Source organism: Nonomuraea sp. PA05, assembly GCF_008086045.1.
GTDB classification, from domain to species: domain Bacteria; phylum Actinomycetota; class Actinomycetes; order Streptosporangiales; family Streptosporangiaceae; genus Nonomuraea; species Nonomuraea monospora.
The window spans coordinates 51579-67173 of record NZ_VSEY01000028.1; the positions used below are offsets into that span (position 1 = coordinate 51579).

The following is a 15595-nucleotide window of genomic DNA, read 5'->3' on the forward strand; positions in this document are numbered from 1 at the left end:
CCAAAGGTATCCAGACGACGACCCCGCCGGGGCCGCGCTCTCATTCGGCTACAACCCCAGACCGCCGAGTCCTGGCAGGTGAGCGCGGGCCTCCTCCCGCGCCTCAGCCGCCGAAGATCGTGCGCGTGCCGCGTCGGCCGCCGCCTCGCACTGCTCCAGCGTGTGCGCGGCCAGCCCCGCGCGTACGGCGGCCAGCGCGGAAGGCGCCATCGACAACGACGACACGCCGAGCCCGACCAGCACGCAGGCCAGCGCCGGATCGGCCGCGGCCTCGCCGCAGACCCCGCACGGCTTGTCCGCCCGCGCCGCCGCGTAGGCGGTGGTGGCGATCAGGTCGAGCAGGGCGGGCTGCCACGGGTCGTGCATCCCGCTCACGGCGCCGAGCTGGCGGTCGGCGGCGAAGGCGTACTGGCTCAGGTCGTTGGTGCCGATCGAGACGAAGTCCACCCTGGCCAGCAGGTCGGCGGCGCGCAGCGCGGCGGACGGGACCTCGATCATCACGCCGACGTCCGTCAGCCCCTTGTCGCGGCACTCCCCTGCGAACCAGGCGGCCTCCTCGGCCGTGGCCACCATCGGCGCCATCACCGACACCCCGCCGGCCGCCGCCAGCGCGCCGAGCTGGACGTCCATCACCTCGGGGTGGCGCGCGAACCTGCGCAGCCCCCGCTCTCCCAGCGCCGGGTTCGGCTCGGCGGCCGCGGGCAGGAACGCCAGCGGCTTGTCGGCGCCGCCGTCGAGCGTCCGCACCACCACCTTGCCGCCGGGGAACGCCTCCAGCGCCGCCCGGTAGGCACGCTCCTGCTCCTCGGCGGAGGGCGGTTCGGGCCGGTCGAGGTAGAGGAACTCGGTCCGGTACAGACCGACGCCCTCGGCCCCCGCGGCCACGGCGGCGTCGAGCTCGGCCGGGCCGCCCACGTTGGCCAGCAGCGGCACCGGGTGCCCGTCGGCCGTGCCGCCCGGTCCTGTCCACGACGCGAGCGCGGCCTGCCTGGCCGTGGCGGCGCCGACCGCGTCGGCCACGTCGGAGTCGGCGGGCTCCACGCGTACGTCGCCGGAGGTGCCGTCCACCATCACCCGCACGCCCGGCGGGACGCTCGTCGCGCCCGGGCAGGCCACGACGGCGGGCACCCCCATGGCCCTGGCCATGATCGCCGTATGGCTGGTCGGGCCGCCCTCCTCGGTGACGAACGCGACCACGTCGTCCCTGGACAGCAGCGCGGTGTCGGCGGGCGCGAGGTCCTTGGCGACCAGCACGTACGGCTCCTCAGGCGCCAGCGGCAACCCCGGCATGGCCTGCCCGTTGAGCAGCGCGATCACCCGGTCCCTGATGTCGCCCACGTCGGCGGCCCGCTCGCCCAGGTAGCCGCCGGAGCCCTGGAGCACGTTGCGGTACTTCGTGAAGGCCTCGAAGACCGCCCTGGGGGCGGCCAGACCGCGGTCGATCAGTGATCTCACCTTCACGACCAGGCCGGGGTCCTCGGCCATCAGCGCCTGGGCCTTGAGTATCTCCTCGGCCTCGCCACCCGCCTGGTTGCCGCGGGCCTCCAGCTCGCCCGCGACCTGCGTGAGCGCGGCCATCGCGCGCTCCTTCTCCTGCTCCGCCTCACCGGTGTAGGTGGCGCCCTCGGGGGGTTCGGGCACAGAGACGGTCAGAACGTACGAGGGCCCGTGCCCGATTCCCGGGCTGACCCCCACCCCCCTGAGGTTCATGGCGTACTGGCGATCTTCGCTAGCTCGTCCAGCACCTCGTCGGCACCGTCGCCCTCCGCGCTGATCACCACGGACTCGCCCTGACGGACGTCGAGCGCCATGATCGCGAGAATGCTCTTGCCGTTGACCGGCCCACCGCCGTGGGACTTCGCCACCGTGATGTCCATCGGGGCCAGCTTGGCCCGCTGGACGAACGTCGCCGCGGGGCGGGCGTGCAGCCCTACCTCCGCCGCCACGGTGACCTTGCGCTCACCCATCTTGCTGCTCCTCCTTCTCACACCGGTCCATACCGGCCGGACTTCATCCGTCATCGCGGTAAACACGGACAACCCGTTCATTGTGCCGGGTGAACCCGATCTCGGGCGAACGGCCGCTACCCCCATCTGAAGAGCTCGTCCCCGACGTGCACCGACCCCTCAGCTACCCCCGTAAGCTCGTCGGAAAGCGCGTCGAGCGCGACGACCGGGCAGACCGGCGATCGGCCGCCCGCCTCGATGGCCGACGGATCCCACGCCACCACCGGCTGGCCCACGCTCACCCGGTCGCCCTCGGCGGCCAGGAGCTGGAAGCCCGACCCCTTGAGCTGGACCGTGTCGATCCCCAGGTGCACCAGCACGCCCTTGCCGTCGTCCCCCACGATGACGTACGCGTGCGGGTGCAGTTTCATTATCTTTCCCGCTATGGGAGCCACGGCCTTGCCTGGCCCCCGCAGCGGGTCGATCGCCGTTCCCGGCCCGACCATGCCCGCGGAGAACACCGGGTCGGGCACGGCCGCCAGCCCCACAGCCGTCCCCTCCATCGGGGCGAGAACAGTCGTCATGGTCTCGCCCTCAGCCGATGACATCCTCGATGTCGCTGGCGATCGTGTCCGCCTCCGGCCCGACGACGACCTGCACCACGTTGCCCGCGGCCATCACGCCGTGGGCGCCCGCCGCCTTGAGGGCCGACTGGTCGACCTTCGAGGCGTCGCGCACCTCCGTACGCAGGCGGGTGATGCAGGGCTCGATGTCGATGATGTTGTCGGCGCCGCCCAGCCCGGCGATGATCGCGTTCACGTCCGCCGCCATCCGGACCTCCCTAGGATTAGCACTCTGACCAGGCTAGATCAGTCGGTCTGGGTGACCTTGTTCAGGCCCCGCGGCGCGTCGGGGTCGATGCCGAGCCGGCGGGCCAGCGCCTCGGTGAGGAGCTGCCCTGGGATGATCAGGCCCATCGGGGCCAGCCACTCGGGCAGGTCGGGGCCGTTCAGCGCGGCCGTGCCCGCCTGCGCGAGCGCGCCGCCGCCACCGATCGTGTACGCCGCCGCCCCCGCCGCCACCACCCGCTCGGCCAGCGCGATCGTGCCCTGCAACGTGGGGCTGTGCTCGGCCGCCACCAGCAGCGCCGGCGTGTCGGCGTCCACCACGGCGATCGGGCCGTGCAGCAGGTCGGCGTACGACAGGCCCATGGCGTGCAGGTAGCAGGCCTCCTTGAGCTTCAGCGCGGTCTCCAGCGCCGTCGAGAACGCCAGCCCGCGCCCGGACACCACCACACCCGGCTTGTCGGCCAGCCCTTCGACCACGGCCTCGATGTCACCCGGCTCCGCGATCAGCTTCTCCACGGCCTCGGGCACCCGGCGCAGCTCGTCCACGTCCACGTCGGCGCCCAGGCCGATCGCGAGCACGGCCAGCGCCGCGAGCTGCGTCGTGTACGTCTTCGTCGCGGGAACGGCCTTCTCCTCGCCCGCCACCGTGCACAGGGCCACGTCGGCCGCCTGCGCCAGCGGGCTCCGCTCGCCGCCGTTGGTGACGCCAACGGTCCGCGCGCCGCAGTCCTTGGCCCAGGCCAGCGTCTCGACGATCTCCTCGGTCCTGCCGGACTGCGAGATGGCCACGGCCAGCACCCCGTCGAGGTCCAGCTTGCGCTTGTACGTGGTCGCGATCGACGGCGCCGCCAGCGCGGACAGGCGTCCGGCGTGCGATTCGACCAGGTAGCGGCCGTACACTGCTGCGTTGTCGGAGGTGCCGCGCGCGATGAACAGCAACTGGCGAGTCTGCTCGCCCATGGCCCTGATCTCGTCGATCTTGGGGAGCAGCGCGTCCAGCGTGGCCCGCAGCGCGGTCGGCTGCTCGGCGATCTCGCTGCGCATCTTGGTGGTCATCTTCGGCTCATCCCTCGGGTTCAGACTTGACCGTCTTTCGCGACATGTGGTCTAGTCCGGACTAGACCAGTACGAACCATAGCCCATTGCCCAGGTAGAGACGAGGGGAGGATCCGTGGCGCACATCGATCCGGACAGCCCGGTGCCCAAGTACTTCCAGCTTCGCGAGATCCTGCTGGACCTCATCGACAGCGACGAGTTCGGCATCGGAGCGGCCATCCCGTCCGAGCGCGAGCTCTGCCAGCGCTTCGGCCTGTCCAGGATGACCGTACGGCAGGCCGTCGACCACCTCGTGTCCGAGGGACGCCTGCACCGCGTGCCCGGCAAGGGCACGTTCGTGGCCCGGCCGAAGATCGAGCTGGCGCTGCAGCTCACGTCGTTCACCGACGACATGCGGGCGCGCGGCATGATCCCCGGCTCGCGCGACCTCGACCGCCGCGTCGTGCGGGCGAGCGCGCACCTGGCCAAGGAGCTGGGGATCCAGCCGGGCGAGGAGGTGCACTTCATCGAGCGCCTGCGTACGGCCGACGGCGAGCCGCTGTCCATCGAACGGGCTCACATCCCGGTCAAGCTCGCCCCCGACCTGGCCGACCACGACTTGTCCGACAAATCACTGTATGAGCTGCTGGAGCGGCGCTACGGGCTCGTCATGGACGCCGGAGAGCTCACCATCGACGGCGGCATCGCCGACCCCAGCGACGCCGACCTGCTGAAGCTGCCGCGCGGCGGGGCCGTGCTGCTGCTGCAACGGCGGTCGTTCTCCGGCGGGGTCTGCGCCGAACTGGGCGTCTCCACCTACCGCGCCGACCGCTACCAGCTACGCACCATCCTCGAAATGCCCGGCCGCCGTGGCTGACCCCCGTCCCTGACCATCACCAGGCGCGGCCCTTGAGGTCGTCCCTGACCTTCGACCAAGCGCGGCCCTTGAGGTCGTCCCCGACCTTCGACCAAGCGCGGCTCTTGAGCCCCGCCCCGATCTCCGCCAGACTCGGCCGCCGAGCCGCCCCGTCCGGCGCCTCACATGACTCCTGGCACTTCCACGCCTTGGAGGAACGCCCGGTGAATGAGCACGTGAACGAAACCCCCTCTGCCACCGCCCGGCCTTCGCCGCTCGCTCGCGTGATGACCGTGCTCCAGCGGCTGGGCCGCTCCCTCATGCTGCCCATCGCCGCGCTGCCCGCGGCCGCCCTGCTGCAACGCTTCGGCCAGCCCGACATGCTCGGCTCCAACGGCGCGGAGCCGGGCGGCCTGGCCGACGTCGCCGGCATGGCCTGGATGAACGAGGTCGCCGCCGTCCTGGCCGCCGCCGGCGCGGCGCTGTTCGACAACCTGCCACTGCTGTTCGCCGTGGGCGTCGCGATCGGCTTCGCCCGCAAGTCGGACGGCTCCACCGCACTCGCCGCCGTCGTCGGCTACCTCGTCTTCGACCGGGTCACCAAGGTCATGTTCTTCGGCTCCGACATCCGGGACACCGTCGCCGTCAAGGTGGCCGACGCCCAGGGCATCAGGGAGATCGTCGACAACGGCGTCCAGAACCCCACCAAGGTGCTCGGCGGCATCGTCATCGGCCTGGTCACCGCGCTGCTGTGGCAGCGCTTCCACCGCATCAAGCTGCCCTCGTGGCTGGCCTTCTTCGGCGGCCGGCGCTTCGTGCCCATCATCACCTCCATCGTGGCCCTGCTCCTGGGCGTGGCCTTCGGCTGGCTCTGGCCCGTGATCGGCGAGTGGATCCGCCACGCCGGCGAGGCCCTGGCCGCCATCGGCCCCATCGGCACCGGCATCTACGGCCTGATCAACCGCCTGCTCATCCCCCTCGGCCTGCACCACTTCGTCAACTCCGTGGTCTGGTACGTGGTGCCGCAGTGCGACGTCGGCGGCAAGGTGCTGGGCGGCGACTGGAACTGCTACTTCGGCGGCGCCCCGCACTCCGGCCAGTTCATGGCCGGCTTCTTCCCCGTCATGATGTTCGCGCTGCCCGCCGCCGCGCTGGCCATGTGGCGCGCGGCCCCCGCGCACCGGCGCGCCACCGTGGGCGGCATCATGCTGTCGGCGGCGCTGGCCTCGTTCGTGACCGGCATCACCGAGCCGATCGAGTTCGCCTTCATCTTCGTGGCGCCGCTGCTGCTGGTCGTCCACGCCATCCTGACGGGCCTGGCGATGGCGCTGACCACGCTGATCGGCGGGCAGCTCGGCTTCGGCTTCTCCGCCGGCCTGCTCGACCTGCTCCTGAACGCCAGCAAGTCGAACACCGAGAACCTGCCCGGGATCCTGATCCTCGGCGTGGTCTACGGCGCGGTCTACTACGTCGTGTTCACGTTCCTGATCCGCAGGCTCAACTTCATGACGCCGGGCCGGGAACCGGAGCCCGACCTCGACTCGGGCGAAACCTAGCGCGTCCGAACGGGCCACGCACCCGCCCGGCCAGGCCACGCGCCCGCCCGCCCGAGCATGCCCGCCGCGCCGCTCACCCGCCCGCCCGAGCATGCCCACCGCGCCGCTCACCCGTCCGCCCGAGCGTGCCCGCCGTGCGGCTCACCCGCCCGAGGGTGCCCGCCGTGCGGCTCACCCGCCCGAGCCGCACGCCCGCCCAGCCGTGCCACCCACCCAGGCACCCGAGCGGGCCGCGCGCCCGGGCGTTTCCCGGAGATCCACCACGGGGTAGTGATCCCCTGAACCCCCACGTCCGGCACTTCCGCGGGGGTGACCACGGCCATGCAACGACCGGCCCCGCCACCGCGCCCCCGGCCGTCGTCCCGGGCCCAGCCGGCCTTCGCCGTGCTGCAACGCATCGGCCGCTCCCTCATGATGCCCATCGCCGTCCTGCCCGCCGCCGGCCTCCTCTACCGCTTCGGCCAGGACGACCTGCTGGGCGCGTCCGGCCTCGGCGGCGCGCTCCCGTGGCTCCTGCCGGTGGCCAAGGTCATGGCGGCGGCGGGCGGCGCCCTGTTCGGCAACCTGCCGCTGCTGTTCGCCGTGGGCGTCGCGATCGGCTTCGCCCGCAAGTCGGACGGCTCCACCGCACTCGCCGCCCTGGTCGGCTACCTCGTCTTCGACCACGTGACCAAGACCCTCTTCTTCGACGCGGGCAGCGGCGCCGTCCACGCCAAGGTCACGGTGGTCCTCCGCGACGGCGCCCCCGCGCTGGACCTGGGAGCCCCGAACCCCACCGGCGTCCTGGGCGGCATCCTCATCGGCCTCACGGCCGCCCTTCTCTGGCAACGCTTCCACCGCGTCAAGCTGCCGTCCTGGCTGGCCTTCTTCGGCGGACGCCGCTCCGTCCCGATCATCACCGCCGTCGCCGCCCTGCTCCTGGGCGTGCTGTTCGGCCTGCTGTGGCGTCCGATCGGCGACTGGCTGGAGCAGGCCGGCGACTGGCTCTCCGCCCACGGCACGGCCGGGGCCGGCCTCTACGGCGTGGCCAACCGCCTGCTCATCCCCATCGGCCTGCACCACTTTCTCAACACCATCGTCTGGTTCACGGTCCCGCAGTGCCACGCGGGCGTGCACGGCGCCACCCGGGACGCGACAGGCGACCTGAACTGCTACTTCGCCGGGGAGCAGGGCGCGGGCGTCTTCATGACGGGCTTCTTCCCCGTCATGATGTTCGGCCTGCTGGGGGCGGCGCTGGCGATGTGGCGTGCCGCCCCGCCGGAGCGCAGGAAGGCGGTCGGCGGCATCATGCTGTCGGCTGGGCTGACGGCCTTCATCACGGGCATCACGGAGCCGCTGGAGTTCGCGTTCATCTTCGTAGCCCCGGCGCTCTTCGCCGCCCACGCGCTTCTGACCGGCGTGTCGATGGCCGTGATGGCCGAGTTCGGCGCCCGCCTGGGCTTCACGTTCTCGGGCGGCGCCATCGACCTGCTGCTGAACGCCAGCAAGTCCAACACGCACGGCCTCGGCCTGATCCTCTGGTTCGGCCTGGCGTACCTGCTGCTCTACTACGCCCTGTTCACGGTACTGATTCGCTGGCTCAAGCTACCCACCCCGGGGCGCGAGCCGTCCGAACCGCACTAAACCCCGCCGCTCCCGCGCCCGAAAGGCGCGGCACCGCCGCCAACTTGCGATAACTATCCCCGCAAAGACGGACGAACTCCGGCCGCAGGCTTACAAGTTGGTGCTTTTTGTATTCCTGAGCCGGACCGAAAACTCCTTCTATTGACTCTTTCTTCCAGGTAGAGAATCGGAGAAGCCCATGTTCCCGGAGATCGATGGCGCCCTCGCACTCAACGCCTTGACCTGGGGGCCGCCAGGCGCTCAACCCGACGAGCGCAAGCTGCGCCACCTCACCCAGGCCCTGGCGGAGGTGCTGGCCGGCCGCCGCCCGCCCCAGATCCTGGCCGACCGCCTCACCGAGCGCGCCTACCAGGACCTGGTACGGGCCGGCCGGATGATCCACGCCAGCCGCCCGCCGTTCACCGGCAGCGTGCACATGAAGCAGCCCACGGACGGCGCCATCGAGATGTGCGCCCTCGTCCACTGCGGCGACCGCAACCACGTCCTGGCCCTGCGCCTGGAACGCCACGGCAGCCAGTGGCTGTGCACCGAGTTCGAAACGGCCTGACGACCGGCCCAGGACGGCCTCACCCCTCACCGCCCTCCTAGCCCGGCCCAGCACGGCCTCACCCCTCACCACCCTCCTGGAACGGCCCAGCACGCCACCGCCTTCCGAACGGCCTGGCGCCCCTCCGCCACGGCCACACCCCGCCCGTCCAGAACGGCCCGGCTCCCCTCTCGGCGGCCAGCCCCCTCGCCCCGGAAAAGGCGGACCCCCACCTCCGGAACCCGGAAGTGGGGGTCAGAAATCGCCAGGGTCGCGTCGTCAGGCGGCGTTCTTCGGGTCGCCGTGGCAACGCTTGTACTTCTTGCCGGACCCACACGGGCACGGCGCGTTACGCTCCACGTTGCCGTACGCCGCCCGCTCGGCCTGCGTCGTACGGACCCGCACGTGCTCGACCTCGCCCTGCTCACCAGGTGCGGAGTACTCCAGCTCGGCCGGCCGCTCAGGACCACGCAGCCCGCGCGCGATGATCGAGCGGGTCTCGGCGAGAACCGCGTCCTCCTCCTCGACGATCGGGTTCTCCTGGACCTCGACCTCAAGGTTGAACAGGAAGCCGACCGAGTCCTCCTTGATGCCTTCCAGCATCGCGGTGAACATCTCGAAGCCCTCGCGGGCGTACTCGATCTTCGGATCCTTCTGCGCGTAGGCCCGCATGCCGATGCCCTCGCGCAGGTAGTCCATCTCGTAGAGGTGCTCGCGCCACTTGCGGTCGAGCACGGAGAGGATCACGCGGCGCTCCAGGTCGCGCATGGTCTCGGGGCCGAACTCCTCCTCGCGCCGGTCGTAGGCGGCCAGCGCGTCGGCCTTGATCTTCTCGCCGATGAGCTCGGCGGACAGCTCCTCGCGGCTGCCGGCCTCCTCGACGACGTCGTCGATCCGGACGGAGACGGGGTAGAGCTCCCCGAACGCCTTCCACAGCTTGTCGAGGTCCCACTCCTCGGCGAAGCCCTCGGCGGTGGCGCCGGCGACGTAGCCGTCGATGACCTCGCCGATGAAGCCGCGCACCTGCTCGTGCAGGTCGGCGCCCTCCAGCACGCGGTGGCGCTCGGCGTAGATGACCTTGCGCTGGCGGTCCATGACCTCGTCGTACTTCAGAACTTCCTTGCGGATTTCGAAGTTCTGCTGCTCGACCTGGTGCTGGGCGGAGGCGATCGCCTTGGAGACGATGCCGGACTCGATCGGCTGGTCGTCGGGGATCTGCAGCCTGGTCATGATCATTTCGACCCTGGCCGAGTTGAACAGGCGCATCAGGTCGTCGCCGAGCGACAGGTAGAAGCGCGACTCGCCGGGGTCGCCCTGACGGCCGGAACGGCCGCGGAGCTGGTTGTCGATGCGGCGCGACTCGTGCCGCTCGGTGCCCAGGACGTACAGGCCGCCCAGCTCGGTGACCTCGTCGTGCTCGGCCTTGACCGCCGCCCTGGCCTTCTCCAGCGCCTCGGGGTAGGCCTTCTCGTACTCCTCCGGCGTCTCGACCGGGTCGAGCCCGCGCTGGCGCAGCTCCAGGTCGGCGCGGAACTCGGAGTTGCCGCCGAGCATGATGTCGGTGCCTCGACCGGCCATGTTGGTGGCGACGGTGACGGCGCCCTTGCGGCCCGCCTCGGCGATGATCGACGCCTCACGCGCGTGGTTCTTCGCGTTGAGCACCTCGTGCGGGACGCCGCGCCGCTTGAGCGCCTTCGACAGCCGCTCGGACTTCTCCACCGACGTGGTGCCGACGAGCACCGGCTGCCCGGCCTCGTAGCGCTCCTTGATGTCCAGCACCACCGCGTCGAACTTGGAGTCCTCGGTCTTGTAGACCACGTCCGGCTGGTCCTTGCGGATCATCGGGCGGTTGGTGGGGATCGGGACGACGCCCAGCTTGTACGTCTGGTGGAACTCGTTCGCCTCCGTGGCCGCCGTACCGGTCATCCCGGCGAGCTTGCCGTACAGGCGGAAGTAGTTCTGGAGGGTGACCGTGGCGAGAGTCTGGTTCTCGTCCTTGATCTTCACGCTCTCCTTGGCCTCGATGGCCTGGTGCATGCCCTCGTTGTAGCGGCGGCCGTGCAGGATGCGGCCGGTGAACTCGTCGACGATCAGGACCTCGCCGTCGGAGACGATGTAGTCCTTGTCCTTCTTGAACAGCTCCTTGGCCTTGAGCGCGTTGTTCAGGAAGCCGACGAGGTGGGTGTGCTCCGGCTTGTACAGGTTGTCGATGCCGAGCCAGTCTTCGACCTTCTCGACGCCGGCCTCCAGGATGCCGACCGTGCGCTTCTTCTCGTCGACGATGTAGTCGCCGGTGCTCTCCTCGCCCGGGTTCTTCGCCTCGACGCCCCTGCGCAGGCGGGGCACGATCTTGGCGAACTCCTGGTACCACTTGCCCGACTGCTCGCCGGGGCCGGAGATGATCAGCGGCGTACGGGCCTCGTCGATCAGGATCGAGTCGACCTCGTCGACGATCGCGAAGAAGTGGCCCCGCTGCACGCACTCGTCGAGCGACCAGGCCATGTTGTCGCGCAGGTAGTCGAAGCCGAACTCGTTGTTCGTGCCGTACGTGATGTCGGCCTCGTACTGCTTGCGGCGCTCGTCGGGCTGCTGGCCGGAGACGATGCAGCCGACCTCCAGCCCGAGGAAGCGGTGGATGCGCCCCATGGTCTCGGCGTCACGCTTGGCCAGGTAGTCGTTGACCGTGATGACGTGCACGCCCTTGCCGGCGATGGCGTTGAGATAGGACGGCAACGTACAGGTCAGCGTCTTGCCCTCACCGGTCTTCATCTCAGAGATGTTGCCCAGGTGGAGGTTGGCACCGCCCATGATCTGCACGTCGTAGGGCCGCTGGCCGAGCACGCGGCGGGCCGCCTCGCGCACGGTCGCGAACGCCTCGGGAAGCAGATCATCGAGGCTTTCGCCGTCGGCATGGCGCTGCTTGAACTCGTCCGTCAGCGCACGCAACTCCGCGTCGGACAGGCTCGTGAAGTCGTCCTCGATGGAGTTGACCTGGTCTGCGATCCGCTTGAGCTTGCGCAGGATCTTGCCTTCGCCGGCACGTAGGATCTTGTCGAGAATGGCTGCCACTTTATGTAAAGCTCCTCGCAGGTCTACCCCGGCGGCGCCGCCAGGAGGAGAGGCCGAGACAAACTTCCCCGTTAGCCATCGTAGGCGGTTCCGCAACCAGACACAGCCACCGTGACGACGAGGGCGCAGAACCCGTCTGGGAGAATGGGTGTAAGGCAGAGGGTATGCCGGTGGAGAGCCGGCTCGCACCAATAGCGGGAAACCGGCAAAGGAAGGATTTGTCATGGTTGAGGGGAAGAAGTCGGAGCATACGGAGAATCTCGGCAGCCACGGCGGGCGCGCGTCTTCGTGGCTCGCGGTGACCGTCATGCTGGTGGGAACCGTCCTGGCCGGCTTCGGCCTGACGGTCGCGAACTGGACGCTCGTCTGGATCGGCGCCGGGTTGTTCGTCGTCGGCGGCATCCTCGCCCTCGTCTTCGACATCTTCACCGACGTCGTCATCGACGCTCCGCGGGTGGGCATGCGCGCTGAGGATCACCGCTAGACCGCACGCTCAGACCACACGCTTTTCCGACGGCGGGCGCCCGGCCACGGGTGACCCGCCGTTCGCATGCCGGGAGCGTCCGAGCGCACCCCCACCAAATCGGCACGATCACCCGACGCCCGCCCGATTCTGCGGGTACGCCCGCCCGCCCGATTCTGTCGGTAAGCGCGGCCGATTCTGTCGGTCCCCCTCGCTAGATTGCTCGCATGCATCGCCATACGGAGCCGCGGGCATGACCGGCGTGACCGACCTGACCCCCGACGAAGCCCGCCGGATCATCCTGCGCTCGCAGGGTTTCATCGGCGCCGACGCCCGCAAGGGCGGCGTGCACGCCATGCTGCGCAAGCTGGGCGCGATCCAGCTCGACACGATCTCGGTCCTGGCCCGCTCCCACGAACTGGTCGCCTACGCCCGCCTCGGCGCGGTGGGCCGCCCCAAGGTCGAACGCGCCTACTGGCACGACCCCGCCCAGAGCTTCGAGTACTGGTGCCACGCCGCCTGCATCCTGCCCATCGAGCACTGGCCGCTCTACTCCTTCCGCAGAAGGGCCTACCGCGAGCGCCGCTACCGGTGGCACGAGGTGCCCGACAACGTGGAGAAGCTGCTCGACCAGGTTCGCGAGTCGGGCCCGTTGACGACCTCCGACGTGGGCGGCGCCAAGAACGGCGGCCCCTGGTGGGACTGGTCCGACTCCAAGATCGGCCTGGAGTGGCTGCTCGACATCGGTGAGCTGGTGTGCAGCCGCCGCGTCGGCTGGCGCCGCGTCTACGACCTGGCCGAGCGCGTGGTTCCCGCCGACCTCCTGGCCGAGGACCTGTCCGACGAGGAGTGCATCGTACGGCTGGCCGGCGTGGCCGGGCGCGCCCTTGGCGTGGCCAACCGCACCGACCTGCTCGACTTCCTGCGCCTCAGAGGCCGTTACGCGGCGATCCTCGACGAGGTCCTGCTCAGCGGCGCGGCCGGCCTGGTGCCCGTGGCCGTCGCCGGCTGGCCGGGCAAGAAGGGCCTGGCCAACGCCTGGGCATCACCCGAGGGGCTGGCGTCCGAGCTGCGCGGCCGGCACCGCACCACGCTGGTGTCGCCGTTCGACTCGCTCATCTGGCACCGGGAGCGCACGAAGCGGGTGTTCGGCTTCACCTACACGCTGGAGCTCTACGTTCCCAAGCACAAGCGGGTGCACGGCTACTTCACGATGCCGGTGCTGGCCGGGGGGCGGCTGATCGGGCGGGTCGATCCGGCGCGAGAGGGGTCCACTCTGGTGGCCAGGCAGCTCAGCCTGGAGCCCGGCCTGTCGCCCGCCAAGTGGGGGGACGCGCTGAGCGAGGCTCTGTGGTCGGCGGCCGAGTGGGTGGGCTGCGACGCCGTCCGCGTTGAGCGCGCTGACCCGCCTGAGCTGCTCCCCCTCCTGAACGCGACCCCGTAGCACCGGGCTTCAGCGACCGTGGAGCTGACCCGCCGGTCGGAGACTGACCCGGCGGACGGAGACTGGTCCAGCGGACGGAGACTGACCCGGCGGACGGAGACTGGTCCAGCGGTCGGAGGCTGGTCCGAGCCACGCGGCCCGCTCAGCCCACGCCGCTCAGGGTCGGCACGTGACGCCGCCCAGGCGCGGGTGGGCAGGTGACGCAACCTGGCGGCTCGGAGCTGCGCGCGTGGGCGCAGGGGCGTGGGCCCAGGGGCGTGGGCGCAGGGGCGTGGGCGCAGGGGCGTGGGCGCAGGGGCGTGGCGCGAGGGCGTGGCGCGAGGGCTTGCGCGGGACTGCGCACAGGGGAGAGACCGTCCGGGCGTCCTCGCAGGAAAGCCGCACCACTCACCAGCGCTCGTCCTCGCGAGAAAGCGCACCACCCACCAACGCCCGTCTTCGCAGGGAAAGCGCACCACCCACCAGCGCTCGTCCTCGCAAGAAAGCCGCACCACCCACCAACGCCCCGCAACGAAAGCACCCAGCCCCCGCCACGGAGCGCGCAGATCAGGTGATCTCGAGCATGCGCTCCCGCACCGCGTAAACCACAGCCTCCATCCGCGAGTGCAGCTGCAACTTGTCGAGGATGTTCCGCACGTGGTTCTTCACGGTGTTCTCGGAGATGAAGAGCTGCTTGGCGATCTCCCGGTTGTTCATGCCCTTGGCGACCAGCCGCAGCACCTCCATCTCCCGGTCGGTCAGCCGCGGGACCGGAAGCTGGGGCGGGCGCTCGGCTTCCTTGCGGCTCATGTTGGCGAACTCGCTGATGAGCTTGGCCGCCATCGCCGGGTTGATTAACGACTGGCCCTCGTGCACGCCGCGCACCGCGGCCGGGACGTCGTTGATCTGGACGTCCTTCAGCAGGTAGCCGGTGGCTCCCGCCTTGATGGCCTCGAAGAGATCTTCTTCCTCGTCGCTCACCGTCAGCATGATGATGCGGGTGCTCGGGACGGAGGCCTTGATGCCTTTGGTCGCCTCGATCCCGTCCTGCCGGGGCATGCGCACGTCCATGAGGGCGACGTCAGGCATGAGGCGATCGGCCAGTTCGACCGCCTCCTGCCCGTCGCTCGCCTCACCGACCACCTCGATGTCAGGCTCGGCAGCCAGCGCCAGCGCCAGGCTCCGCCGGATCAGCTCGTGATCGTCGACGATCAGCACGCGGATCGGCTCGCTCGCCTGAGCGCGGGCCTCGCCGGACTCGGTCACGAAGCCTCCTTGGTGTGCTTCGTGACGACCAGCCTCGTGACGGGCAGCCTCGCGCCTGCCGTTGCCTCGCTTCGCTCGCTCATCCCTACCTGACTGAGCTCGCTCACGTCTCCTCCTCGTCGGGGGGCCAGAGCCGTCTGAACCGCCATGATGGCATGTACCCGCGGTTCTCGGGTGGTCGAGAAGATCTTTTAGCGCGCGATCAGGGCTCTATGAGCCGCAACACGCCGTAGTTGTAGCCGCGTCTGTTGTAAACGACGCACGGCTGGCCGCTCTCCTTGTCACGGAACAGGTAGAAGTCGTGTCCTACCAGCTCCATCTCCAGCAGGGCCTGGTCGATGGTCATGGGTTCGGCTCGGTGGAACTTCTCCCGGACGATGAGCGGGCCGTCGCCGTCCATCTCGATCGGGACGATGTCGTCATAGAGCTGGTCGCTCTTCTGCTGCAGCTCGTCCTCGTCGGGTTCGGCCTGTTTGGGGACGTCGGGCTGCTTGAGTGGCGCCAGATCGGCGGCGTCAGGGAGCGTCGCGGTGATCTCTGCCACCGAGGGTGGGCAGTGGTTGCCGTGGTGCACCTTGCGTCGGTCGGCCAGCCTCCTGAGGCGGCCTTCCAGTTTGTCGAGGGCTAGATCGAGGGCTGCGAATCGGTCGTCGGCCGAGGCCTCGGCGCGGATGGCCGGCCCTCGGGAGTGAATGGTGAGCTCGACGCGCTCGCGCTGTCCGGCGAGGCGCGGATTACGCTCTTTCGACACCTCCACATCAACTCGGATGAGTTTGTTGTCCAGACGTTCGATCCTGGCCAGCTTGGTCGTCACGTGGTCTCGGAACCGATCACTTACTCCTGTGTGCCGGCCCTTGACGATGATGTCCATGCAACAGCCCCCCTTCGGTCTAACGACTGAGCAAGAGCGCCCGACGACGACGTGCGCGTCGGACGGGGTCTTCTGGCTGCCTTCCTGTCACGGTTACCCTCTTCCGACATTGC

General features: G+C 70.0%; 14 protein-coding genes. 6 read left to right on the top strand and 8 right to left on the bottom strand.

The features are described 5' to 3' along the window. Positions 1-48: 48 nt before the first annotated feature. From ptsP to FXF51_RS37255, 5 genes are all read right to left on the bottom strand, one after another. Positions 49-1710 (bottom strand): phosphoenolpyruvate--protein phosphotransferase, encoded by a 1662-nt coding sequence (gene ptsP, locus FXF51_RS37235; protein ID WP_148439414.1) that lies wholly within the window; start codon positions 1708-1710, stop codon positions 49-51. Next, entirely contained in the window at positions 1707-1967 is a 261-nt protein-coding gene (locus FXF51_RS37240) for an HPr family phosphocarrier protein (protein ID WP_148439415.1), read from the bottom strand. Before FXF51_RS37240 ends, ptsP begins: the two co-directional genes overlap by 4 nt. 116 nt (positions 1968-2083) lie before the next feature. Beyond that, positions 2084-2530 (bottom strand): PTS glucose transporter subunit IIA, encoded by a 447-nt coding sequence (locus tag FXF51_RS37245; RefSeq protein ID WP_148439416.1) that lies wholly within the window; start codon positions 2528-2530, stop codon positions 2084-2086. A 10-nt stretch (positions 2531-2540) separates the two neighbouring features. Then, complete coding sequence (locus FXF51_RS37250; RefSeq protein WP_148439417.1) at positions 2541-2777, bottom strand: glucose PTS transporter subunit EIIB; 237 nt, start codon at positions 2775-2777, stop codon at positions 2541-2543. Positions 2778-2815: 38 nt separating this feature from the next. Next, positions 2816-3850 (bottom strand): SIS domain-containing protein, encoded by a 1035-nt coding sequence (locus tag FXF51_RS37255; RefSeq protein WP_148439418.1) that lies wholly within the window; start codon positions 3848-3850, stop codon positions 2816-2818. Positions 3851-3965: 115 nt separating this feature from the next. Between FXF51_RS37255 and FXF51_RS37260 the strand changes: the two genes are divergently transcribed. From FXF51_RS37260 to FXF51_RS37275, 4 genes are all read left to right on the top strand, one after another. Continuing rightward, positions 3966-4706, top strand: coding sequence for a GntR family transcriptional regulator (locus FXF51_RS37260; protein WP_148439419.1), 741 nt, complete (start codon positions 3966-3968; stop codon positions 4704-4706). Between the two features lie 215 nt (positions 4707-4921). Continuing rightward, positions 4922-6241, top strand: a complete 1320-nt coding sequence (locus FXF51_RS37265; RefSeq protein WP_148439504.1) for a PTS transporter subunit EIIC — start codon at positions 4922-4924, stop codon at positions 6239-6241. 321 nt (positions 6242-6562) lie between these two features. Beyond that, complete coding sequence (locus tag FXF51_RS37270; RefSeq protein ID WP_148439420.1) at positions 6563-7864, top strand: PTS transporter subunit EIIC; 1302 nt, start codon at positions 6563-6565, stop codon at positions 7862-7864. Positions 7865-8042: 178 nt separating this feature from the next. After that, complete coding sequence (locus FXF51_RS37275; protein WP_148439421.1) at positions 8043-8411, top strand: Rv3235 family protein; 369 nt, start codon at positions 8043-8045, stop codon at positions 8409-8411. 258 nt (positions 8412-8669) lie between these two features. On the opposite strand, the gene secA is transcribed toward FXF51_RS37275, so the two are convergent. Next, a complete protein-coding gene (gene secA, locus FXF51_RS37280) occupies positions 8670-11459 on the bottom strand; it encodes a preprotein translocase subunit SecA (protein ID WP_148439422.1) in 2790 nt (929 codons plus the stop codon). A 223-nt stretch (positions 11460-11682) separates the two neighbouring features. Between secA and FXF51_RS37285 the strand changes: the two genes are divergently transcribed. After that, complete coding sequence (locus tag FXF51_RS37285; protein WP_148439423.1) at positions 11683-11943, top strand: HGxxPAAW family protein; 261 nt, start codon at positions 11683-11685, stop codon at positions 11941-11943. Positions 11944-12175: 232 nt separating this feature from the next. Continuing rightward, entirely contained in the window at positions 12176-13366 is a 1191-nt protein-coding gene (locus FXF51_RS37290; protein ID WP_148439424.1) for a winged helix-turn-helix domain-containing protein, read from the top strand. Positions 13367-13912: 546 nt separating this feature from the next. Here FXF51_RS37290 and FXF51_RS37295 read toward each other — a convergent pair. Next, positions 13913-14611 (bottom strand): response regulator, encoded by a 699-nt coding sequence (locus tag FXF51_RS37295; protein ID WP_043620599.1) that lies wholly within the window; start codon positions 14609-14611, stop codon positions 13913-13915. Between the two features lie 202 nt (positions 14612-14813). Continuing rightward, entirely contained in the window at positions 14814-15482 is a 669-nt protein-coding gene (hpf, locus tag FXF51_RS37300) for a ribosome hibernation-promoting factor, HPF/YfiA family (protein WP_148439425.1), read from the bottom strand. Between the last annotated feature and the right edge of the window lie 113 nt (positions 15483-15595).

What these genes read in the sequence shown, in the direction of transcription:
- ptsP (WP_148439414.1), bottom strand. Translation starts at nt 1,710, where the DNA reads ATGAACCTCAGGGGGGTGGGGGTCAGCCCGGGAATCGGGCACGGGCCC.
- FXF51_RS37240 (WP_148439415.1), bottom strand. Translation starts at nt 1,967, where the DNA reads ATGGGTGAGCGCAAGGTCACCGTGGCGGCGGAGGTAGGGCTGCACGCC.
- FXF51_RS37245 (WP_148439416.1), bottom strand. Translation starts at nt 2,530, where the DNA reads ATGACGACTGTTCTCGCCCCGATGGAGGGGACGGCTGTGGGGCTGGCG.
- FXF51_RS37250 (WP_148439417.1), bottom strand. Translation starts at nt 2,777, where the DNA reads ATGGCGGCGGACGTGAACGCGATCATCGCCGGGCTGGGCGGCGCCGAC.
- FXF51_RS37255 (WP_148439418.1), bottom strand. Translation starts at nt 3,850, where the DNA reads ATGACCACCAAGATGCGCAGCGAGATCGCCGAGCAGCCGACCGCGCTG.
- FXF51_RS37270 (WP_148439420.1), top strand. Translation starts at nt 6,563, where the DNA reads ATGCAACGACCGGCCCCGCCACCGCGCCCCCGGCCGTCGTCCCGGGCC.
- FXF51_RS37275 (WP_148439421.1), top strand. Translation starts at nt 8,043, where the DNA reads ATGTTCCCGGAGATCGATGGCGCCCTCGCACTCAACGCCTTGACCTGG.
- FXF51_RS37285 (WP_148439423.1), top strand. Translation starts at nt 11,683, where the DNA reads ATGGTTGAGGGGAAGAAGTCGGAGCATACGGAGAATCTCGGCAGCCAC.
- FXF51_RS37290 (WP_148439424.1), top strand. Translation starts at nt 12,176, where the DNA reads ATGACCGGCGTGACCGACCTGACCCCCGACGAAGCCCGCCGGATCATC.
- hpf (WP_148439425.1), bottom strand. Translation starts at nt 15,482, where the DNA reads ATGGACATCATCGTCAAGGGCCGGCACACAGGAGTAAGTGATCGGTTC.